Here is a 21,304-nt window from a genome sequence, read left to right on the forward strand (position 1 = left end):
CATTCTCATTAACATTAGTATCCCCGGCAACGAGAAATTACAGCGACGGTTCTCATATATGTATGTCTGCCTCTGCCAAGGTGTTACCGACGGTCAAATCCGAGATGCAATCTTCGAAGGTTGCTGCAGCTACAAAGACGTCCGTGAAACGCTGGGTGTTGCTACAAAATGCGGAAAATGCGCATGCCTGGCTAAAGAAGTAGTCCGCGATACGCTCACCGAGCTGCAGAGCAGCCAGGCAGCATTAGCCTATCCGGCAGAATTTTCAGCCGCCTGATTTAACCGAATTCAAAGAACCGGACCCAGCGTCCGGTTTTTTTATGCCTGTAATTCAACCGCTTAGCACCAAGATGCGGAACACAAACATTCTTATTACTATTTAATTTCACTTATTATTCAATAACTTAGGTTTGACAGGCTAATAACCGGGGATCAAACTCGCCTTTTATATATACAAGCCATTGGCAGGACCTCAAAAATGAAAGGCGACATTACAGTCATCCAGCATCTCAACAGGATCCTCGGAAACGAGCTGGTCGCGATCAATCAATACTTCCTGCATGCCCGCATGTACGAGGATTGGGGCCTGAACAAACTGGGCAAGCATGAATATCGCGAATCCATTGATGAGATGAAGCACGCTGACAAGCTCATCAAACGCATCCTGTTCCTCGAGGGTCTGCCTAACCTGCAAGATTTGGGCAAGATTCTGATCGGTGAGCACACCAAGGAAATGCTTGAGTGCGATCTGAAGATCGAGCAAAAAGGCCTGGCCGACCTCAAGGCAGCCATCGCTCACTGCGAAGTCATCGGTGACTTCGGTAGCCGCGAAATGCTGGAAGACATCCTCGAGTCCGAGGAAGAACACATCGACTGGCTGGAAACCCAACTGGGCCTGATCGAGAAAATCGGTATCGAAAACTACCTGCAATCGCAGATGGGTGAAGACTGATTCATCTGATCTGCCGGTAACGAAAAAGCCCCGCTCTCGAGAGAAAGCGGGGCTTTTATTTGCACTGCTGGACGCATCTTTATGGCAATACACTGGACCGGTGGGACCGGATTTATCCGGGAAAAGGCCAGCACATTCAACGCATCTTCGTCGTCAGGAATAACGCTTTCGCGAATAAATTCGCTCCCACAGGTATCCGCTCAATAGACACCTGATAACAAAAAGCCCCGCTTTCGAGAGAAAGCGGGGCTTTTATTTGTCGCTAAGGCTCATGCTGGCTGCACATAAACCGCGACTCTTGTCAGGCTTCGGTATTACCCGCGGCAGCCTTGGCAGCTGCGCCTTTCACCAGCTCTTGCAGCGAACCGTCAGCCTGCATTTCGGTGATGATGTCGCTACCTCCGACCAGCTCACCGGCAACCCACAGTTGTGGGAAAGTCGGCCAGTTGGCGTACTTCGGCAAATTGGCACGAATTTCAGGGTTCTGCAGAATGTCGACGTAAGCGAATTTTTCGCCACATGCCATCAATGCCTGGGATGCTTTCGCCGAAAAGCCGCACTGCGGGGCATTCGGAGCACCTTTCATGTAGAGCAGAATGGTGTTGTTGGCAATCTGGTCTTTGATCGTTTCGATGATATCCATGGAGCACCTCGGCTTAACTTTTCCGACTCAGTTGTCGACACGGTGGCGCATTGTAACGGAAACCCGAGCATGACGCTCTGCCTTCCCCATACACCCCAATCATGCCGCCGCGACCTGAACGCTGACGCCATTGAGCACCGCATTACCGGAAAGGCTATCAAGTTCTCGCTCATCGGTCAGGTCATTGGCGCTCTCCCCCGGTTGATGAGCGGCAATGTCCATCTGCACGCCAGGTTTCGCATGCCCCCAACCATGAGGCAGGCTGACCACACCCGGCATCATGTCCAGACTCGACAGCACCTGCACTTCAATCACGCCAACCCTTGAGCTCACCCGCACTTGCTGGCCGTCATTCAAACCGCGACTGGCCAGATCATCCGGGTGCATCAACAGTTGGTGACGCGGCTTGCCCTTAACCAGCCGATGATAGTTGTGCATCCACGAATTATTACTGCGCACATGACGGCGCCCGATCAGCAACAACTCGCCGGACTCAGGTGCAGCGGCAATGGCGAAACGCTCAAGATCGGCCATGACCACCTCGGGCGCAGCCTGGATGCGGCCATTAGCTGTTTTAAGCCGCGAAGCAAGATTAGGCTTCAACGCTCCCAGGTCCAGTCCGTGAGGATGATCCAGCAAGGTTTCCAGCGAGAGGTTGTAGTCCGAGCCTTCGCCATAACGGCCGCTGCGTAGGCCACGATCAATCATCTGCGCCGGGGCCATGGTCGGTTTCAGCTCGCGCCCTGCTCTTGCGGCAAAAGCTTTCGCCAGGCCGACGAAGATCTCCCAGTCATGCAATGCCCCTTCGGGCTTTGCCAGAATAGCTCGATTGAAGCGCGTGACGTTGCGGACTGCAAAGGTGTTGAACGTGGTGTCGTAGTGATCATTTTCCAGCGCTGATGTAGAAGGCAGAATCAAGTCGGCATGGCGTGTGGTTTCGTTGATATAGAGGTCGATGCTGAGCATGAACTCCAGCCCATCCAGTGCCTGATCCAGCTGACGCCCGTTAGGAGTCGACGACACCGGATTACCTGCCACCGTCACCAACGCCTTGATCTGCCCTTCCCCTGCGCTGAGGATTTCTTCGGCTAACGCCGCGACCGGCAATTCGCCAGCGTATTCCGGCAAACCGGAGACCCGGCTTTGCCACTGGTTGAAATGGCCGCCGGACGTTGATCCCACCAGATCCACGGCAGGCTCGGTACACAGCACACCACCTACCCGGTCCAGATTACCGGTCACCAGATTGATCAATTGCACCAGCCAATGACACAGCGTGCCGAATACCTGGGTAGAAATCCCCATACGGCCGTAACACGCAGCCCTATCGGCGGCGGCGAAGTCTCGGGCCAATTGGCGAATCTGCTCGGCAGGCACCCCGCAACGCGGGCTCATGGCTTCAGCACTGAACGCCGCGATGGCTGAACGCACCTGATCGAGACCGTCTACCGGTAAATGGCTGTCCCGGGTCAGCCCCTCCTCAAAGAGCGTATTCAGAAGCCCGAACAGCAAGGCAGCGTCGCCTCCCGGGCGTATGAAGATGTGCTGATCGGCAATCGCTGCCGTTTCGGTGCGCCGTGGGTCGACCACCACCACTTTGCCGCCTCTGGCCTGGATAGCCTTGAGCCGTTTTTCAACATCAGGGACCGTCATGATGCTGCCATTGGAGGCTAGCGGGTTGCCGCCCAGGATCAGCATGAAATCGGTGTGATCGATATCGACGATAGGCAGCAGCAAACCGTGGCCGTACATCAGGAAACTCGTCAGATGATGTGGCAGTTGGTCCACTGAGGTCGCCGAGTAGCGATTACGGGTTTTCAGCAAACCAAGAAAGTAGTTGCTGTGGGTCATCAAGCCGTAATTGTGAACACTGGGGTTGCCCTGATACACCGCCACCGCGTTTTGGCCATGACGCTGCTGGATGTCCAGCAAACGCTCGGCGACCAGATCAAATGCGGCCTGCCATTCAATAGGCTGCCATTGGTTGCCCACGCGCTGCATGGGCTGACGCAAACGGTCGGGGTCATTCTGAATGTCCTGCAACGCCACAGCTTTGGGGCAAATGTGGCCGCGACTGAACGAATCCTGTGGGTCGCCCTTGATCGAGGTGATGGTCACCTGATTGTCGGAGCCGGCAGTGGTCTCGATGCTTAATCCGCAAATGGCTTCGCAAAGATGGCAGGCACGGTGGTGGAGGGTCTTGGTCATGGCCAGCCTCATATTTTTGTCAGGACGACCTGAAGCGATCGCTCAAACGAAACTATGGGGCGTGGCTGGCGACTGCGCCAGAGACGTTCGTCTCATGAATCGACAGGCATCAAGCGGGCCGATGGCGAACGGTATCAGCCGCCTATAGGGGTGATTTTGCGCTGAAGCTGGATTTCGTGGACTGTCTCGATCTGCTCTTGAGCCAGATGAACGCCAGTCAGTTCGCCAATCAGACGCCAGTGCTCATCCAGACCGGAACTGATGGTGGCCATACGATCAATCATGTGCCGCCCGGCGGCCCGAGTGACTTCGTCATTACTGCGCAAGAGCTCGAAGGACATGGACGTCATTGAAGCAGTGAGGTGCGTCAGGGTGCGAGCGGTAAGCCCGAGCAGTTCCGTCAGCTGTTTTTCTTTCGATTCCATTCCCCAGACCCCTTGATACACGATGAGCAGTTATAACCTGCGCCGATTATTTATGAAACGGGCCACTAGCGCGCCGCGTGAAGCAGATCGCATTAGGGCAACGTTATGACCACTCAATAGCGCAACTGTTGCAGGATCGGCAGTAATTGCAATCTCACACAAGGGCAGTGTACAAATACCCCCCTCGGAAAATCCTCGGATGGCCAGTTGCCGCCACCTAGAGCATTGCTCAGCTTGAGATGTCAGGCAAGCTCCGAATATAGAAAACAGCCCTGTTGCGAATAAAAAACGTTCGGACATGAGCATCCTATTGGTAAGAGGCGACATTTTTTTATACCATCGCGCCTTCCCTATTCGTCGCCCCCGTGCGGCTTCCGCCGCAGGTCTCGCCCGTTTTCCCGATAAAACCCGGCTTTGAGCATCTGCGGTCTGTTGCAAAAAAGGTAGTTAATAATGAACGCCAGGCACTTTCTCTCGATGATGGATTACAAGCCAGAAGAGCTCCTGCGCTTGATCCGTCGAGGCGTAGAGCTCAAAGACCTGCGAAACCGAAGTGTCCTGTTTGAGCCGTTGAAAAGCCGGGTTCTGGGCATGATCTTCGAGAAATCTTCGACACGTACCCGTGTTTCGTTCGAAGCGGGCATGATCCAGCTGGGCGGTCAGGCGATCTTTTTGTCGCCTCGTGACACCCAATTAGGTCGTGGCGAGCCCATTGCCGACTGCGCAAAAGTCCTGTCGAGCATGCTTGATGCCGTGATGATCCGTACTTTCGCTCACAGCAATCTGACCGAGTTCGCTGCCAACTCCCGAGTACCTGTGATCAATGGTCTGTCTGATGACTTGCACCCGTGCCAGTTGCTGGCCGACATGCAAACCTTCCTTGAGCACCGCGGCTCGATCAAAGGCAAGACCGTTGCCTGGATCGGCGATGGCAACAACATGTGCAACAGCTATATAGAAGCGGCGATCCAGTTCGACTTCAAATTGCGTGTGGCCTGCCCTGAAGGCTATGAGCCAAACCCTGAATTCCTGGCACTGGCCGGAGATCGGGTCACCGTGCTGCGCGATCCACGCGCAGCAGTGGCAGGTGCGCATCTGGTCAGTACCGACGTCTGGACCTCCATGGGTCAGGAAGAAGAAACCGCCAAGCGCATCGCCTTGTTCACGCCCTTCCAGGTGACCCGCGCATTGTTGGATCTGGCTGACAAAGACGTGCTGTTCATGCACTGCCTGCCAGCGCATCGCGGCGAAGAAATCAGCGTCGACCTGCTGGATGACCCGCGCTCGGTCGCGTGGGACCAGGCTGAAAACCGTCTGCATGCTCAAAAGGCGCTGCTGGAATTCCTCGTCGCGCCTTCCTGCCAACCGGCATGAGCTCGCCACTGCTGCTGAACCTGCGCAACCTGGCCTGCGGTTATCAGGATCAACGCGTGGTGCAGGATCTCAATCTGCACCTCAATGCGGGCGATATCGGTTGCTTGCTGGGTTCATCCGGCTGTGGCAAAACCACGACCTTGCGGGCCATTGCGGGATTCGAGCCGGTCCACGCCGGAGAAATCACCCTGACAGGCGAAGTCATCTCAAAGCCCGGCTTCACCCTGCCACCGGAAAAACGCCGGATCGGCATGGTGTTTCAGGACTACGCGCTTTTCCCGCACTTGAGCGTCGCTGAGAACATCGCCTTTGGTATCCGCAAGCATCCACGCCTCAAGCAGGTCACCGACGAGTTGTTGGAGCTGGTCAATCTGGGAGCCTTGGGCAAACGCCTGCCTCATGAGTTGTCCGGCGGTCAGCAACAACGCGTCGCGCTGGCACGAGCCCTTGCACCCGAACCGCAGCTGTTGCTGCTCGACGAACCGTTTTCAAACCTGGATGGCGAACTGCGTCGGCGCCTCAGCCATGAAGTGCGCGACATACTCAAGGCACGAGGCACGAGCGCAATCCTGGTCACTCACGATCAGGAGGAAGCCTTTGCGGTCAGTGACCATGTGGGCGTGTTCAAAGAAGGCCGCCTCGAACAGTGGGACACGCCCTACAACCTCTATCACGAACCGTTGACGCCCTACGTCGCCAGCTTTATCGGTCAGGGGTATTTCATTCGTGGTGTCATGATTGACCCACAATCAGTGCAGACTGAATTGGGTGTACTGTTGGGCAATCGTGCCTATCCCGGCATCAAAGGCAGCGCGGTGGACGTGTTGTTGCGCCCGGATGACATCGTCTTTGACCCGAACAGCGAACTCAAAGCCCGCGTCACCAGCAAAACCTTCCAGGGCGCAGCAACGCTGTATCGCCTGCAATTGCCTACTGGCAGCCAGTTGGAAGCAATCTTCCCCAGCCATGCGGATTATCAGCCAGGCGAACAGGTGAGCATCCGTGTGGCCGCCGAGCATCTGGTACTTTTCCCGACCTCCGGCAGCGTTGCGGTGCAGCAGGCGATGTAGCTGGAAGAGAGAGACGACGTGGGACCGGCTTCAGCCGGGAAGGCGGTATTTCTGGCGACCCATTGTTAGAGACTGTACTGACCTCTTCCCGGCTAGCCGGTCCCACGTCGAAAGTTGGAGCCCAACCCACTCCAGCTATCGGCTGTGACTCAGCCCAATCCCACCATCAATTTCCCGTTCGCCACCAGTGTCGCATGGCCGCCGATTTTCACCCGGTCCCCTTCCAGACGACAGAACAACGCCCCACCGCGCTCCGAACATTGGTAGGCATCAAGTACGTCCTTGCCCAGTCGCCCGGCCCAGTACGGAATCAATACACAGTGGGTCGAGCCGGTGACCGGATCTTCAGGAATGCCAATTGCCGGAGCGAAATAGCGCGAGACGAAGTCAGCATGTTCGCCCTTGGCGGTCACGATGACACCAGGCCAGGGCAACCGTGCCAGCGCCGCCATGTCTGGCGTGCATTCACGCACCGCCTGTTCGGACTCAAGCACCACCATCAACTCCGCCGAGCCCAGCGCATCAACAATACTGGTGCCCAAGGCACGCTCAAGCTCAACGGTCACGCCGACCTCGTGAGGGATCATCGCAGGGAAATCCAGCAGCAATAGCCGCTCCTCACGCGTGACGCTCAGAGCACCCGACTTGCTGAAAAAGTCGAGCTGCTCCGAAGGCTCATTGAAAACAGTAAACAGCACATGGGCGGCGGCCAGCGTTGCATGCCCGCACAACGGGACCTCAGTCTTGGGCGTAAACCAGCGAATGTGCCAACCGTGCGCTTCCCGTACCACGAAGGCCGTTTCCGCCAGATTGTGCTCAGCCGCTATACGTTGCATAAGCTCGTCGGCCAGCCACGTATCAAGGCGATAAACCATCGCCGGATTACCGCTGAACGGACGATCACTGAAAGCGTCGACCTGATGGAATTCGAGATACATAAGTGATGCTCCAGTGCGATGGAAAAGCTCTGTCACTCCGATCAAACAAATGCAAACCGATAAATTGAAATGCATTCCTGTAGGAGCTGCCGCAGGCTGCGAAGCATTCATCCTGTCATACCGCTATCGCAGCCTTCGGCAGCTCCTACAGATCCTGTGCAGCTACAAACCTTCAGCCTCGCCCCACCGGCGCAAACATCGCCCCGGTATGTTCTGCAAGTACCGCAGGTGCCAACTCCACCTCAAGCCCGCGACGCCCGGCGCTGACGTAAATCGTCGCGAACTGCTCGGCGCTTTGATCAATGAACGTACGCAAACGCTTCTTCTGCCCTAGCGGACTGATACCGCCCAACAGATAACCCGTCGACCGCTGAGCCGCAGCCGGGTCAGCCATTTCGGCTTTCTTCGCCTTTGCAGCCGTTGCCAGAGCCTTGAGGTCCAGCGTGCCAACGACCGGTACCACTGCAACCAGCAGTTCGCCCTTTTCGGTACTTGCCAGCAACGTCTTGAACACTTGAGCGGGTTCCAGCCCCAGCTTTTCCGCAGCCTCCAGCCCATAGGAAGCGGCTTTGGGGTCATGTTCGTAACTGTGTACTCGATGTTCAGCGCGATGTTTTTTCAACAGATCCAATGCAGGTGTCATGCAGCGCTCCAAAAGGCCATGGCGACCGGTTCAAGCGAATTATTCTAGGCCATTAACCGGCTACATACCCCCGGAAATAAAGGGCAGAGGAAGAAATTTCCAGCCAGCACCAAACGCCTTTCCCTAACTCCGATCAATGCGGCCACCGCCCCTCACCCGCAAAATCCCTTCGGGTTCGGTTAGACCCACCAGAACATTCGTTCCTGTCTATTTTTTTTCGTTTGCGAAGATTCACTGGAACTTTAGTTCCATTTAGGGTCGAATTCAGAGGTCGAGGATGGGGTTTCCTCGAGCTCTTAAAAAGCCGCGCACTGGTGAATTTCACACAGGGCCGCACAAGAACAAAAAATGAGGTTTTCATGACTAACGCACTGCAAGAACCAACGCTGAAAGGTCAATGTGTGGCCGAGTTCCTGGGCACTGCCTTGATGATTTTCTTCGGTACTGGGTGTGTCGCAGCGCTCAAGGTCGCGGGTGCCACATTCGGCTTATGGGAAATCAGCATCATTTGGGGCCTGGCAGTTGCCATGGCAATCTACTTGAGCGCAGGTGTATCAGGGGCCCATCTCAATCCGGCAGTCAGCATCGCGCTGAGTCTTTTCGCCGGTTTCGAAAAGCGCAAATTACCGTTCTACATCGCCGCGCAAATGGCTGGAGCTTTTTGCGGCGCCGGCCTTGTTTACTTGCTGTATATCAGCCTGTTCTTCGAATTCGAACAAACACACCAGATGATTCGCGGTTCGGCTGCCAGCCTTGAACTGGCGTCTGCGTTCTCCACGTATCCCAACCCTGCCATTTCGGTAGGTCAAGCGGCGCTCGTAGAGTGTGTGATCACTGCCATTCTGATGTGCGTCATCATGTCCCTGACGGATGACAACAATGGCCTGCCACGCGGCGCCCTCGCACCACTGCTGATCGGTTTGCTGGTGGCGCTGATCGGTGCATCGACTGCCCCGCTGACCGGCTTCGCAATGAATCCTGCACGTGATTTCGGACCTAAACTGATGACATTCCTGGCGGGCTGGGATGAGATCGCGTTTACCGGTGGACGTGACATACCGTACTTTCTGATTCCGATTTTCGCGCCGATCCTTGGTGCGTGCCTCGGCGCCGCTGGCTATCGTGCGCTCATTGCACGTCACCTGCCGCGCGCCGTTCCTGCTGTAGAGACTGCTGCTGTAAAAGACGCTGACGCTGTTCCAGGCAAAGCCCAGATTTCATCGTGAACCGCTCGCCTGTTTTTCACTTCACCCATTTAGCACAAGGCAATCGACATGACTGACTCCCAGAACAAGAACTACATCATTGCCCTCGATCAGGGCACGACCAGCTCTCGTGCAATCATCTTTGACCGCGACGCCAATGTGGTCAGCACAGCGCAAAGCGAATTCGTTCAGCACTACCCGCAAGCAGGCTGGGTTGAACACGATCCAATGGAGATCTTCGCCACTCAAACCGCGTGCATGACCAAAGCACTGGCTCAGGCTGATCTGCACCACAACCAGATTGCTGCCATCGGGATCACCAACCAGCGTGAAACCACGGTTATCTGGGAAAAGGAAACCGGCCGGCCTATCTACAACGCCATAGTCTGGCAGTGCCGCCGCAGTACCGAAATTTGCCAGCAACTCAAGCGCGACGGCATGGAAGAGTACATCAAGGACACTACCGGCCTGGTCATCGACCCGTACTTCTCGGGCACCAAGGTCAAGTGGATCCTCGACCACGTCGAAGGCAGCCGCGAACGTGCGCGCAAAGGCGAGCTTATGTTCGGCACCATCGATAGCTGGCTTATCTGGAAATTCACCGGCGGTAAGGTTCACGTCACCGACTACACCAACGCATCGCGCACCATGCTGTTCAACATCCACACCCTGGAATGGGACCAGCGCATGCTCGACGTGCTGGATATTCCACGCGAGATGCTGCCGGAAGTGAAAAGCTCGTCCGAGGTCTACGGTCAGAGCAAAAGCGGCATTCCGATTGCGGGTATCGCAGGCGACCAACAGGCCGCGCTGTTCGGCCAGATGTGCGTTGAACCAGGCCAGGCCAAGAACACCTACGGCACCGGTTGCTTCCTGCTGATGAACACCGGCAAGAAAGCCGTTAAATCCGCCCACGGCATGCTGACCACCATCGGTTGCGGTCCGCGTGGCGAAGTGGCCTACGCCCTGGAAGGCGCTGTTTTCAACGGCGGCTCGACAGTGCAATGGTTGCGCGACGAACTGAAAATCATCACCGATGCCGTCGATACCGAATACTTCGCAGGCAAGGTCAAGGACAGTAACGGCGTTTATCTGGTCCCGGCGTTTACCGGTCTGGGCGCTCCGTACTGGGACCCGTATGCCCGCGGCGCGCTGTTCGGCCTGACCCGCGGCGTGAAGGTCGATCACATCATTCGTGCGGCGCTGGAATCCATCGCCTATCAGACCCGCGACGTGCTCGACGCCATGCAGCAGGATTCCGGCGAACGCCTGAAGTCTCTGCGCGTTGACGGCGGCGCAGTCGCCAACAACTTCCTCATGCAGTTCCAGGCCGACATCCTTGGCACTACGGTTGAACGCCCGAAAATGCGCGAAACCACTGCACTGGGCGCCGCCTACCTGGCTGGCCTGGCCATTGGTTTCTGGAGCAGCCTGGACGAGCTGAAGAACAAGGCCGTTATCGAGCGCGAGTTCGAGCCGCAATGCGCCGAAGAAGAGAAGGAAAAGCTCTACGCCGGCTGGCAGAAGGCAGTTGCGCGCACCCGCGACTGGGAACCGCACGACAACAACGAGTAACCGTCACGCTTGCGACGGGGCGCAGGATCCTTGGGATTGAGTTTCCGGCTGACAGGCAGTACACGCCTGCGGCATCATGGACGCCATTTGGCAGCCTGAAGGACACTCAACAAAAATGAACCTGCCTCCCCGTCAACAGCAGATCCTCGAACTGGTCCGTGAACGCGGCTATGTCAGCATCGAGGAAATGGCCACGCTGTTCGTCGTAACCCCTCAGACTATCCGCCGCGACATCAATCAGCTTGCGGAATCGAACCTGTTGCGCCGCTACCACGGTGGCGCAGCATATGACTCAAGCATCGAAAACACCGCCTACGCCATGCGTGCGGATCAGATGCGCGATGAAAAACAGCGTATTGGCGAAGCCATTGCTGCACAAATCCCAGATCACGCCTCGATATTCATCAACATCGGTACAACCACCGAATCGATCGCGCGCGCCCTGCTCAACCACAATAACCTGAAGATCATCACCAACAACCTGCATGTCGCCTCGATGCTCAGCGCCAAAGAGGACTTCGACGTCCTGCTGGCGGGTGGCAACGTGCGTCGTGACGGCGGGGTGATGGGTCAGGCCAGCGTTGATTTCATCAACCAGTTCAAAGTCGACTTCGCGCTGGTGGGCATCAGCGGAATTGATGAGGACGGCAGCCTGCTGGATTTCGATTATCAGGAGGTGCGGGTCTCTCAGGCGATCATCGCCAACGCCCGCCAGGTCATTCTGGCCGCCGACTCCAGCAAGTTCGGCCGCAACGCCATGGTTCGCCTCGGCCCGATCACCCTGATCGACTGCCTGGTGACCGACCAGGCCCCGGCTCCAGCATTGGTGCAGTTGCTGGCGCAAAACAAGATTCGGCTGGAAGTGGTTTAGTTATCTAGCCGCTGGCGATCGAAACACAAATCCGTGGGAGCGAATTCATTCGCGAAGAGGCCCATCCATCCGATAGACATGTGTCGGCAGGAATGCAGCATTCGCGAATGAATTCGCTCCCACGGGACTTACGCCCATCTTCCATGTTCACTTTTGTTCCTTTCTCCCTTCCCGATCAGTATTTTCAATGACTATCGACTGGAAGCCCCTGCGTTATTGAGCTATGATTTTCGGAAATGAACATTAATGTTCGAATTCGTTATCCGAACAATAAACTCAGGAGGCCACCGATGCCCCATTCCAACCTGTCTACACCGCCACTTTCCGAGGTCTACGACATCGCCGTTATCGGTGGTGGGATCAATGGTGTCGGGATCGCAGCGGATGCCTCCGGTCGCGGCCTGTCGGTTTTCCTGTGTGAAAAAGACGACCTCGCCAGCCACACGTCTTCTGCCAGCAGCAAACTGATCCACGGTGGCCTGCGCTATCTGGAGCATTACGAATTCCGCCTGGTGCGTGAAGCGTTGGCCGAACGCGAAGTGTTGCTGGCCAAAGCGCCGCACATCGTCAAACCAATGCGCTTTGTGCTCCCACACCGTCCACACTTGCGCCCAGCGTGGATGATCCGCGCCGGTCTGTTTCTTTATGACCACCTGGGCAAGCGCGAGAAGCTGCCGGGTTCGCGCAATCTGCGTTTCGGTAGCGAAAGCCCGCTGAAATCGAACATCACCCGTGGGTTCGAATACTCAGATTGCTGGGTCGATGACGCCCGCCTCGTCGTGCTCAATGCCATGGCCGCCCGCGAACATGGCGCCCACATTCATACCCAGACGCGCTGCCTGAATGCTCGTCGCAGCAACGGTTTGTGGCACCTGCACATGGAGCGCGCCGACGGCACGCTGTTCTCGATCCGTGCCAAGGCACTGGTCAACGCTGCTGGCCCATGGGTTGCCAAGTTCATTCGTGACGACCTGAAGCTGGATTCGCCGTATGGCATCCGCCTGATTCAGGGCAGCCACTTGATCGTGCCGAAACTGTATGAGGGCGAAAACGCGTTCATCCTGCAAAACGAAGACCAGCGCATCGTGTTCGCGATTCCTTACCTGGAACGCTTCACCATCATCGGCACCACCGACCGTGAGTATCAAGGCGATCCGAACAAGGTCGAAATCACGGATGGCGAAATGGACTACATGCTCAAAGTGGCCAATGACCACTTCAAGAAGCAGTTGAGCCGTGACGATGTACTCAATACCTATTCCGGCGTACGCCCGTTGTGCAACGACGAATCGGATAACCCTTCAGCCATCACGCGCGACTACACGCTATCGCTGTCCGGTGGTGCTAATGAGGCGCCTATTCTGTCGGTATTCGGCGGCAAGCTGACCACCTATCGCAAGCTGGCAGAGTCAGCAATGGCGCAACTCGCGCCGTTCTTCAAACAGATGAAACCGAGCTGGACCGCCACCGCTACCCTGCCAGGCGGCGAAGACATGAACACCCCGGCCGAGTTGGCCAGTGCGTTGAGCAGCCGTTTTGTCTGGCTGCCAAGCGACATCGCACAACGCTGGGCACGCACGTACGGCAGCCGCAGCTGGCGCCTGCTGGAAGGCGTACAGAGCGTCGCCGATCTGGGTGACCATTTGGGCGCTGGCCTGTACACCCGTGAAGTCGATTACCTGTGCAGCACTGAATGGGCGACCGCCGCCGATGACATTTTGTGGCGCCGCAGCAAACTCGGCCTGTTCATGACCGCAGAAGAACGCGAAGGCGTTCAGCAGTATCTGAACACCGTGGCACGCAATAAAGGTGCTTTCGCAGCGGCTTGATACATCCGATCCGTTCCAATGATCGGACAGCGCATTGGACCCGTGGGAGCGAATTCATTCGCAAAAAGGCCGGTACAGACGATAGATATTTATCGTCTTGCAAGGACCCTTCACGAGTGAATTCGCACCCACGGGTTTTGCATTTCTACCGTCAGTGCGCCATTCGGATTTCCGAACAACCCTCCTCGATTAGTTCGGCATCCCGGACGCCCCTCGTTCCGTCTTGATGCCTACCACCAGCTTATATCCATAAAAATCAGCAAGTTAGCCACTTGCCACCAGCTTGGCACGCCTCATGCTCTACACTTACCAGTCGATTGCTTCGACCGTAGCCCGTCTCTTGTCGGCTGCTGTTGAAGCATGGGCCGAAGAGCGGGCCGCCAGGTAGCAGGCCCCATAAAAAAAACAATCCGAGGTATACCCGATGCGCATCGTTCCCCATCTTCTGGGCGCAGCAATTGCTGCTGCTCTGATCAGCTCTCCAGTTTTCGCCGCCGAACTGACCGGCACACTGAAGAAAATCAAAGAGTCCGGCACTATCACCCTCGGTCACCGCGACGCTTCGATCCCGTTCTCCTACATCGCTGACGCTTCCGGCGTTCCGGTTGGCTACTCCCACGATATCCAGCTGAAAATCGTTGAAGCCATCAAGAAAGACCTCGACATGCCGGACCTGAAGGTCAAGTACAACCTGGTCACTTCGCAAACCCGTATCCCACTGGTGCAGAACGGCACCGTTGACGTTGAATGCGGCTCGACGACCAACAACGTAGAACGTCAGCAACAAGTTGACTTCTCGGTTGGCATCTTCGAAATCGGTACCCGCCTGCTGTCCAAAGCGAGCTCGGAATACAAAGATTTCGACAACCTGAAAGGCAAGAACGTGGTGACCACTGCGGGCACCACGTCCGAGCGCATCCTCAAGGCCATGAATGCCGACAAGCAAATGGGCATGAATGTGATCTCGGCCAAAGACCACGGTGAATCCTTCCAGATGCTGGAATCGGGTCGCGCAGTAGCTTTCATGATGGACGACGCACTGCTGGCCGGTGAAATGGCCAAAGCCAAGAAGCCAACTGACTGGGCCGTAACCGGCACACCACAGTCCTACGAAATCTATGGCTGCATGGTGCGTAAAGGCGACGAGCCGTTCAAGAAAGCCGTCGATGACGCCATCGTTGCGACCTACAAGTCGGGCGAGATCAACAAGATCTACGACAAGTGGTTCCAGGCTCCAATCCCGCCAAAAGGCCTGAACCTGAACTTCCCGATGAGCGACGAGCTGAAAAAACTGATCGCTGAACCGACTGACAAAGCGGCTGACGACAAAAAGGCTTGATAGCCAATAACTAGAACACCCTGAAACCGCGTCGAGCGGTTTCAGGATGTCGTGCCTGCATCTGGATCGATCAGAGGGGAGACCCTGATGAATTACAACTGGGACTGGAGCGTTTTCTTCAAGTCCACTGGCGTTGGCAGCGAAACCTATCTGGACTGGTATATCTCAGGTCTGGGCTGGACTATCGCTATCGCCGTCGTCGCCTGGATCATCGCCTTGCTGCTGGGCTCCGTGCTCGGCGTCATGCGCACCGTGCCGAACCGTCTGGTTGCTGGCATCGCCACGGTTTACGTGGAAATCTTCCGTAATGTGCCGCTGCTGGTGCAGCTGTTCATCTGGTACTTCCTGGTGCCCGACCTGCTGCCTGAAGGCTTGCAGGAGTGGTACAAGCAAGACCTGAACCCGACGACTTCCGCGTTCCTCAGCGTGATCGTCTGCCTCGGCCTGTTCACTGCAGCCCGGGTTTGCGAACAAGTCCGTACAGGCATTCAGGCATTGCCTCGTGGTCAGGAATCTGCGGCGCGTGCCATGGGTTTCCGTCTGCCGCAGATCTACTGGAACGTGCTGCTGCCACAGGCATATCGCATCATTATTCCGCCGCTCACCTCCGAATTCCTCAACGTGTTCAAGAACTCGTCAGTGGCGTCGTTGATCGGCCTGATGGAATTGCTCGCGCAGACCAAACAGACCGCCGAGTTTTCCGCCAACCTGTTTGAAGCCTTCACATTAGCGACGCTGATCTACTTCACCCTGAACATGAGCCTGATGCTGCTGATGCGCCTGGTCGAGAAGAAAGTCGCTGTGCCCGGACTGATCTCCTTGGGGGGCAAATAATGGACATGGATTTCTCTGGAGTCGTGCAAGCCATTCCCGGCATGTGGAACGGCATGGTCATGACCCTGCAACTGATGGTCATGGGCATTATCGGCGGTCTGGTGCTCGGCACCATTCTGGCCCTGATGCGCTTGTCGTCGAGCAAGCTGTTGGCCAACGTGGCCGGCGCTTACGTCAACTACTTCCGCTCCATTCCGCTGCTGCTGGTTATCACCTGGTTCTATCTGGCGGTGCCGTTCGTACTGCGCTGGATTACCGGGGAAGACACGCCGATTGGTGCATTCACCTCCTGCGTCGTGGCGTTCATGATGTTTGAGGCGGCCTACTTCTGCGAAATCGTCCGTGCCGGTGTGCAGTCGATTTCCAAGGGCCAGATGGGCGCAGCCCAAGCGCTGGGCATGACCTACGGACAGATGATGCGGTTGATCATCCTGCCTCAGGCCTTCCGCAAGATGACCCCTCTGCTGCTGCAGCAAAGCATCATTCTGTTTCAAGACACCTCGCTGGTTTACACCGTAGGCCTGGTGGACTTCCTCAACGCCTCGCGGGCCAGTGGCGACATCATTGGCCGCGCCAATGAGTTCCTGATCATCGCCGGTCTGGTGTACTTCACGATCAGCTTTGCCGCCTCGTTGCTGGTGAAGCGTCTGCAAAAAAGGTTCGCCGTATGATTTCCATAAAAAACGTTAACAAGTGGTATGGCGACTTCCAGGTGCTGACTGATTGCAGCACCGAGGTCAAAAAAGGCGAAGTGGTCGTGGTCTGCGGCCCGTCGGGCTCCGGTAAATCGACCCTGATCAAATGCGTGAACGCCCTGGAACCGTTCCAGAAAGGCGACATCACCGTTGATGGCACTTCGATCGCCGACCCGAAAACCAACCTGCCGCAATTGCGCTCCCGGGTTGGCATGGTGTTCCAGCATTTCGAACTGTTCCCGCACCTGAGCATCGTTGAAAACCTGACCATCGCGCAGATCAAAGTACTGGGCCGCAGCAAGGAAGAAGCCACCAAAAAAGGCTTGGCCTTGCTTGATCGCGTTGGCCTTTCCGCTCACGCCAACAAGCATCCGGGCCAATTGTCCGGTGGTCAGCAACAGCGTGTGGCGATTGCCCGCGCACTGGCCATGGACCCGATCGTCATGCTGTTCGACGAACCGACTTCGGCGCTTGACCCGGAGATGGTCAACGAAGTGCTCGACGTGATGGTGCAACTGGCTCACGAGGGCATGACCATGATGTGCGTGACCCACGAAATGGGCTTCGCCCGCAAAGTGGCCAATCGCGTGATCTTCATGGATCAGGGTCAGATCGTTGAAGATTGTGAAAAAGAAGAGTTCTTCGGTGACGTCAGTGCGCGTTCAGAACGTGCGCAGCAGTTCCTCGCCAAAATTCTTCAGCATTAAGTGAGACTCGACAGCGGCCCGGCTCTTTGAAGAGTCGGGCCGCTGTTCGGCTCAGGACGACTGTGATGAAATGCGACCCCAACCTTTATCGCGCCGCGCCGCCATCACTTGCCGTGAAACCCCGTCTGATCCGCCACCTGTTTCTGCCGCCACTGATTATCGTGCTGATGTTCGGCCTGGGTTACGTCGCCTACCTGATCAGTGAGCATTACGGCATCCGCACCCTGAGCGAGAGCGGCGAACGCCAGCTTGAGCTACACGCCCGAACCCTCGAAAGTGAAATCAACAAGTACACCTATTTACCCAGCGTGCTGGAGCTGGAGTCCAGCGTCTCAGCCCTGCTCAACGACCCGACGCCCGAGCTGCGCAGCGAGGTCAACGACTACCTTGAAGGCCTGAATCGCCGCAGCCGTAGCCGCGCAATCTATGTGCTCGATACGACTGGCCGCGTGTTGGCGACCAGCAACTGGCGCGATGCCGACAGTTATCTGGGCGAAGACTTGTCGTTCCGGGCTTATTTTCAGGACGCGGTACGCGGTCTGCCGGGACGCTTCTATGGCATCGGCAGCACCACCGGTGAACCCGGTTATTACCTGGCGCACGGCCTGGAAGAGAAAGGCAAGATCGTCGGCGTCGCGGTGATCAAAGTCCAGCTGGAAGCGCTGGAGCAACGTTGGCAACGTGCTCGACTGGAAGCCTTCGTCAGCGACGAGAACGGCATCATCATTCTCTCCAGCGACCCGGCCCGCCGCCTGAAATCAGTCCGGCCGCTCACCCCTGAAATCAAAGAGCGCCTGGCTCGCAGCCTGCAGTATTACTGGTGGCCGCTCAACGAGCTGGTGCCGCTGGAACGCGAGCTACTGTCAGAAGGCGTGGAGAAGCTGACCTTCCCGGCCAACGTCAGCGTCGACCTTGAACACAAACAGGTCAGCTATCTGGCCCAGACCCGCCAGCTCAGCGATACCCCCTGGCACCTGACGCTGCTGACGCCACTCGAAGACCTGCGCCGTGAGGCAGGCAGCCAGGGCATGCTGGTCGCTGTAGCTTGTGCACTGGTCGCGTTTCTGCTGATCGCCTGGAATGAACGGCGCAAAGTACTTTCAACCCGCCTTGCAGCGCGGGAAGCCCTGCAAGCGGCGAATGACGAACTGGAGCGCAAGATCGCCGAGCGCACCGAACACTTGCGCGCCAGTAACGAACGCCTCAAGGGTCAGATTCGCGAGCGCAGGCAAGCGGAAGACACGTTGCGCAAGGCCCAGGACGAACTGATTCAGGCGGGCAAACTGGCGGCTATCGGGCAGATGTCCACCAGCATTGCCCACGAGTTGAACCAGCCGCTGGCCGCGCTGCGAACCTTGTCCGGCAACACCGTGCGCTTCCTGGAACGAGGCGCTCTGGATACCGCCAGCACCAACTTGCGTACCATCAACGACCTGGTCGACCGCATGGGCCGCATCACCGCCAGCCTGCGCGCTTTCGCCCGTCGTGGCGATGACAAGGGCCAGGCCAGACTCAGCAAAGCCGTCGATGCTGCGCTGCAGTTACTGACCCCTCGCCTGGAAAACTTTTCCCTTGAACTGCATCAGCAGTATGCCGACGCGGAACTGATGATCGACCAGACCCGGCTGGAGCAGATTCTGGTCAACCTGATCGGCAACGCTCTGGACGCCATGCACGCACAGCCCTTGCCGGAAATATGGCTTGAAGGTTCGGTGATCGAAGGCCGTTATTGCCTGCGGGTTCGAGACAACGGTCACGGCATTGATGACGAGACCCGCAAGCATCTGTTCGAACCGTTCTTCACCACCAAACCCGGCGAACAAGGCCTGGGACTGGGCCTCACCCTCTCCGCCAGCCTCGCAGCAGCGACCGGTGGTAGCCTCAGCGCTGAACAGCCGGAGAGTGGCGGTACAGCGTTTGTGTTGTGGTTGCCGGTGGTGAAAGGGCCTCAGGTATGACCGGCTTTGCTTTTGTAGGAGCTGCCGAAGGCTGCGAAAGCGATGAACCTGACACACCGCGGTTCGCAGCCTGCGGCAGCTCCTACAGGGTTTACCAAGCCAAAGATGAGACCTTCAAATGACCACTGACCTGACCGTACTCATCGTCGAAGACGACCCTCACGTTTTGCTCGGCTGTCAGCAAGCGTTGACGCTGGAGGATATCCCCAGCGAAGGCGTGGGCAGTGCCGAGGAAGCACTTGAGCGAATCGGCGATAATTTTGCCGGGATCGTGATCAGCGACATCCGTCTGCCGGGCATCGACGGCCTGGAACTGCTCAGCCGCCTCAAGGCCCGCGATCGTAGCCTGCCCGTGGTGTTGATTACCGGTCATGGTGATATCTCCATGGCGGTCAACGCCATGCGCGACGGCGCTTACGACTTCATGGAAAAACCCTTCTCCCCCGAGCGCCTGGTGGAAGTCACCCGTCGCGCCCTTGAGCAGCGCGGCCTGGCGCGGGAAGTCTGGTCATTGCGCAAGCAACTGGCCGAGCGTGACTCCCTTGAAGGCAAGATCATCGGGCGCTCGCCCGCCATGCAAAACCTGCGCGCGCTGATCGCCAACGTCGCCGACACGTCGGCCAACGTATTGATCGAAGGTGAAACCGGCACCGGTAAAGAACTGGTCGCCCGTTGCCTGCACGACTTCAGTCGCCGTCATCAGCAACAGTTCGTCGCGCTCAATTGCGGCGGCCTGCCGGAAACCCTGTTCGAAACCGAAATTTTCGGCCATGAATCCAACGCCTTTACCGGCGCAGGCAAGCGGCGCATCGGCAAGATAGAACACGCGCACAACGGCACGCTGTTTCTCGATGAAGTGGAAAGCATGCCGATCAGCCTGCAGATCAAGCTGCTGCGGGTTTTACAGGAGCGCACGCTGGAACGTCTGGGCTCCAATCAGAGTGTCGACGTTGATTGCCGGGTGATTGCTGCGACCAAATCCGACCTTGATGAGCAAAGCAAAGCCGGACAATTTCGTAGCGACCTGTATTACCGGCTGAACGTGGTCACGCTGGAATTGCCGCCGTTGCGAGAGCGTCGTGAAGACATCCTGCAGTTGTTCGAGCATTTCCTGCAGCTGTCGGCGTTACGCTTCGATCGCGAGCCACCGGAACTGGACCCGCAGACTTTATCGAACCTGATGAGTCACGACTGGCCAGGTAACGTGCGCGAGTTACGCAACGTCGCCGAGCGCTACGCGCTGGGCCTGCCAGCGTTCAAGAAGCTCAATGCCTACCCCGAAGCCAATCCCGAAGAAAGCCAGAGCCTGGGCTTTGCCGAAGCCGTTGAAGCCTTCGAGAAAAACCTGCTGACCGAAGCCTTGCAACGCAGCGGCGGCAACCTCAGTCAGGCCAGCCAGGAGCTGGGCATGGCCAAGACCACGCTGTTTGACAAGGTCAAAAAGTATGGGTTGGGGTGAAACCAACCTGGACCTGTCACTGCGCGCCCATGGGATAAACGCGGAACCCGTGGGACCGGATTTATCCGGGAAGGGGCCAGAACATTCAACGCATTTTCCTCGACGGGATATCGCCTTCCCGGATAAATCCGGTCCCACAGGTTTTGCGTTTCCAACAGAAAATGCATTTCAATTTTAGCAAGGGGATTCTGTGGATCTAGTGTTCAAAGCCCTGATCGGCGCCGCCGTTGTGGTCATTCTCGCCGCGCTGGCCAAGACCAAAAACTACTACATCGCGGGCCTGGTACCGCTGTTCCCGACCTTTGCCCTGATTGCCCACTACATCGTTGGAAAGGGCCGATCACTGGACGACCTGAAGACCACCATCCTGTTTGGCATGTGGTCGATCATCCCCTACTTCGTGTATCTGGCGGCCCTGTACCTGCTGGTGGATCGCTGGCGGCTGGAGGTGTCCCTCGCATTGGCTGCCGTTGCATGGCTGGTCGCCGCGACGTTGCTGGTGACGTTGTGGGTGAGATTTCATGGTTGAAGGATAAAAACGTCCTGTGGCCCCGGCTCCCTGTGGGAGCGAATTCATTC

20 protein-coding genes are annotated in these 21,304 nt (G+C 57.1%); 15 read left to right on the top strand and 5 right to left on the bottom strand.

Annotated elements, in window-relative coordinates; translation table 11 throughout:
• The first annotated feature begins 58 nt into the window (after positions 1–58).
• Positions 59–277, top strand: a complete 219-nt coding sequence (locus EE949_RS21045) for a bacterioferritin-associated ferredoxin (protein WP_122666038.1) — start codon at positions 59–61, stop codon at positions 275–277.
• 201 nt (positions 278–478) lie between these two features.
• Positions 479–952 (top strand): bacterioferritin, encoded by a 474-nt coding sequence (gene bfr, locus EE949_RS21050; protein WP_122666039.1) that lies wholly within the window; start codon positions 479–481, stop codon positions 950–952.
• A gap of 301 nt (positions 953–1,253) precedes the next feature.
• Here bfr and grxD read toward each other — a convergent pair whose 3' ends face one another.
• The 3 genes from grxD to EE949_RS21065 form a co-directional block, all read right to left on the bottom strand.
• On the bottom strand, positions 1,254–1,595 hold the full coding sequence (gene grxD, locus EE949_RS21055) for a Grx4 family monothiol glutaredoxin (RefSeq protein ID WP_087269113.1): 342 nt from the start codon (positions 1,593–1,595) through the stop codon (positions 1,254–1,256).
• A gap of 99 nt (positions 1,596–1,694) precedes the next feature.
• Positions 1,695–3,803 carry a molybdopterin oxidoreductase family protein gene (locus EE949_RS21060; RefSeq protein ID WP_122666040.1) on the bottom strand — a complete coding sequence of 703 codons (2,109 nt, stop codon included), beginning with the start codon at positions 3,801–3,803 and terminating at the stop codon, positions 1,695–1,697.
• A 134-nt stretch (positions 3,804–3,937) separates the two neighbouring features.
• Positions 3,938–4,228, bottom strand: coding sequence for a hypothetical protein (locus EE949_RS21065; protein ID WP_027900758.1), 291 nt, complete (start codon positions 4,226–4,228; stop codon positions 3,938–3,940).
• Between the two features lie 453 nt (positions 4,229–4,681).
• Between EE949_RS21065 and argF the strand changes: the two genes are divergently transcribed.
• Both argF and EE949_RS21075 read left to right on the top strand, forming a co-directional pair.
• Positions 4,682–5,602: an ornithine carbamoyltransferase gene (argF, locus tag EE949_RS21070; RefSeq protein WP_122666041.1), complete on the top strand. Its 921-nt coding sequence runs from the start codon at positions 4,682–4,684 to the stop codon at positions 5,600–5,602.
• Positions 5,599–6,672, top strand: a complete 1,074-nt coding sequence (locus EE949_RS21075) for an ABC transporter ATP-binding protein (protein WP_122666042.1) — start codon at positions 5,599–5,601, stop codon at positions 6,670–6,672. The genes argF and EE949_RS21075 overlap by 4 nt, the downstream gene beginning before the upstream one ends.
• 149 nt (positions 6,673–6,821) lie before the next feature.
• Here EE949_RS21075 and EE949_RS21080 read toward each other — a convergent pair whose 3' ends face one another.
• Together EE949_RS21080 and ybaK are read right to left on the bottom strand one after the other, a co-directional pair.
• Entirely contained in the window at positions 6,822–7,610 is a 789-nt protein-coding gene (locus EE949_RS21080; protein WP_122666043.1) for a PhzF family phenazine biosynthesis protein, read from the bottom strand.
• A gap of 172 nt (positions 7,611–7,782) precedes the next feature.
• The gene (gene ybaK / locus EE949_RS21085; protein WP_122666044.1) at positions 7,783–8,253 is read right to left on the bottom strand and encodes a Cys-tRNA(Pro) deacylase; all 471 of its coding nucleotides are present in this window, start codon (positions 8,251–8,253) and stop codon (positions 7,783–7,785) included.
• 359 nt (positions 8,254–8,612) lie between these two features.
• Between ybaK and EE949_RS21090 the strand changes: the two genes are divergently transcribed.
• From EE949_RS21090 to EE949_RS21140, 11 genes are all read left to right on the top strand, one after another.
• A complete protein-coding gene (locus EE949_RS21090; RefSeq protein ID WP_122666045.1) occupies positions 8,613–9,479 on the top strand; it encodes an MIP/aquaporin family protein in 867 nt (288 codons plus the stop codon).
• Positions 9,480–9,527: 48 nt separating this feature from the next.
• Positions 9,528–11,033: a glycerol kinase GlpK gene (glpK, locus tag EE949_RS21095; protein ID WP_122666046.1), complete on the top strand. Its 1,506-nt coding sequence runs from the start codon at positions 9,528–9,530 to the stop codon at positions 11,031–11,033.
• Positions 11,034–11,148: 115 nt separating this feature from the next.
• Positions 11,149–11,904, top strand: a complete 756-nt coding sequence (locus EE949_RS21100) for a DeoR/GlpR family transcriptional regulator (RefSeq protein ID WP_027900765.1) — start codon at positions 11,149–11,151, stop codon at positions 11,902–11,904.
• 290 nt (positions 11,905–12,194) lie between these two features.
• Positions 12,195–13,733, top strand: a complete 1,539-nt coding sequence (glpD, locus tag EE949_RS21105; protein WP_122666047.1) for a glycerol-3-phosphate dehydrogenase — start codon at positions 12,195–12,197, stop codon at positions 13,731–13,733.
• A 424-nt stretch (positions 13,734–14,157) separates the two neighbouring features.
• Positions 14,158–15,072, top strand: a complete 915-nt coding sequence (locus EE949_RS21110) for a glutamate/aspartate ABC transporter substrate-binding protein (RefSeq protein WP_122666048.1) — start codon at positions 14,158–14,160, stop codon at positions 15,070–15,072.
• An 87-nt stretch (positions 15,073–15,159) separates the two neighbouring features.
• Entirely contained in the window at positions 15,160–15,906 is a 747-nt protein-coding gene (locus EE949_RS21115; RefSeq protein ID WP_122666049.1) for an amino acid ABC transporter permease, read from the top strand.
• Complete coding sequence (locus EE949_RS21120; RefSeq protein ID WP_162874732.1) at positions 15,906–16,577, top strand: amino acid ABC transporter permease; 672 nt, start codon at positions 15,906–15,908, stop codon at positions 16,575–16,577. The genes EE949_RS21115 and EE949_RS21120 overlap by 1 nt, the downstream gene beginning before the upstream one ends.
• Positions 16,574–17,308 carry an amino acid ABC transporter ATP-binding protein gene (locus EE949_RS21125; RefSeq protein ID WP_122666050.1) on the top strand — a complete coding sequence of 245 codons (735 nt, stop codon included), beginning with the start codon at positions 16,574–16,576 and terminating at the stop codon, positions 17,306–17,308. Before EE949_RS21120 ends, EE949_RS21125 begins: the two co-directional genes overlap by 4 nt.
• A 65-nt stretch (positions 17,309–17,373) precedes the next feature.
• Positions 17,374–19,266: a sensor histidine kinase gene (locus tag EE949_RS21130; protein WP_122666051.1), complete on the top strand. Its 1,893-nt coding sequence runs from the start codon at positions 17,374–17,376 to the stop codon at positions 19,264–19,266.
• A 166-nt stretch (positions 19,267–19,432) separates the two neighbouring features.
• A complete protein-coding gene (locus tag EE949_RS21135) occupies positions 19,433–20,725 on the top strand; it encodes a sigma-54-dependent transcriptional regulator (protein WP_240350683.1) in 1,293 nt (430 codons plus the stop codon).
• 199 nt (positions 20,726–20,924) lie between these two features.
• Entirely contained in the window at positions 20,925–21,254 is a 330-nt protein-coding gene (locus EE949_RS21140; protein WP_099270592.1) for a GlpM family protein, read from the top strand.
• Positions 21,255–21,304 lie beyond the last annotated feature (50 nt).

It is taken from the genome of Pseudomonas viridiflava (assembly GCF_900602065.1).
Classification (GTDB): domain Bacteria; phylum Pseudomonadota; class Gammaproteobacteria; order Pseudomonadales; family Pseudomonadaceae; genus Aquipseudomonas.

Coding starts and splice junctions, on each gene's coding strand:
- EE949_RS21120 (WP_162874732.1), top strand. CDS start 15,906: ATGGACATGGATTTCTCTGGAGTCGTGCAAGCCATTCCCGGCATGTGG.
- EE949_RS21065 (WP_027900758.1), bottom strand. CDS start 4,228: ATGGAATCGAAAGAAAAACAGCTGACGGAACTGCTCGGGCTTACCGCT.
- grxD (WP_087269113.1), bottom strand. CDS start 1,595: ATGGATATCATCGAAACGATCAAAGACCAGATTGCCAACAACACCATT.
- EE949_RS21060 (WP_122666040.1), bottom strand. CDS start 3,803: ATGACCAAGACCCTCCACCACCGTGCCTGCCATCTTTGCGAAGCCATT.
- EE949_RS21080 (WP_122666043.1), bottom strand. CDS start 7,610: ATGTATCTCGAATTCCATCAGGTCGACGCTTTCAGTGATCGTCCGTTC.
- glpK (WP_122666046.1), top strand. CDS start 9,528: ATGACTGACTCCCAGAACAAGAACTACATCATTGCCCTCGATCAGGGC.
- EE949_RS21100 (WP_027900765.1), top strand. CDS start 11,149: ATGAACCTGCCTCCCCGTCAACAGCAGATCCTCGAACTGGTCCGTGAA.
- glpD (WP_122666047.1), top strand. CDS start 12,195: ATGCCCCATTCCAACCTGTCTACACCGCCACTTTCCGAGGTCTACGAC.
- EE949_RS21115 (WP_122666049.1), top strand. CDS start 15,160: ATGAATTACAACTGGGACTGGAGCGTTTTCTTCAAGTCCACTGGCGTT.
- bfr (WP_122666039.1), top strand. CDS start 479: ATGAAAGGCGACATTACAGTCATCCAGCATCTCAACAGGATCCTCGGA.
- EE949_RS21090 (WP_122666045.1), top strand. CDS start 8,613: ATGACTAACGCACTGCAAGAACCAACGCTGAAAGGTCAATGTGTGGCC.
- EE949_RS21110 (WP_122666048.1), top strand. CDS start 14,158: ATGCGCATCGTTCCCCATCTTCTGGGCGCAGCAATTGCTGCTGCTCTG.
- EE949_RS21125 (WP_122666050.1), top strand. CDS start 16,574: ATGATTTCCATAAAAAACGTTAACAAGTGGTATGGCGACTTCCAGGTG.
- argF (WP_122666041.1), top strand. CDS start 4,682: ATGAACGCCAGGCACTTTCTCTCGATGATGGATTACAAGCCAGAAGAG.
- EE949_RS21130 (WP_122666051.1), top strand. CDS start 17,374: ATGAAATGCGACCCCAACCTTTATCGCGCCGCGCCGCCATCACTTGCC.
- ybaK (WP_122666044.1), bottom strand. CDS start 8,253: ATGACACCTGCATTGGATCTGTTGAAAAAACATCGCGCTGAACATCGA.
- EE949_RS21045 (WP_122666038.1), top strand. CDS start 59: ATGTATGTCTGCCTCTGCCAAGGTGTTACCGACGGTCAAATCCGAGAT.
- EE949_RS21075 (WP_122666042.1), top strand. CDS start 5,599: ATGAGCTCGCCACTGCTGCTGAACCTGCGCAACCTGGCCTGCGGTTAT.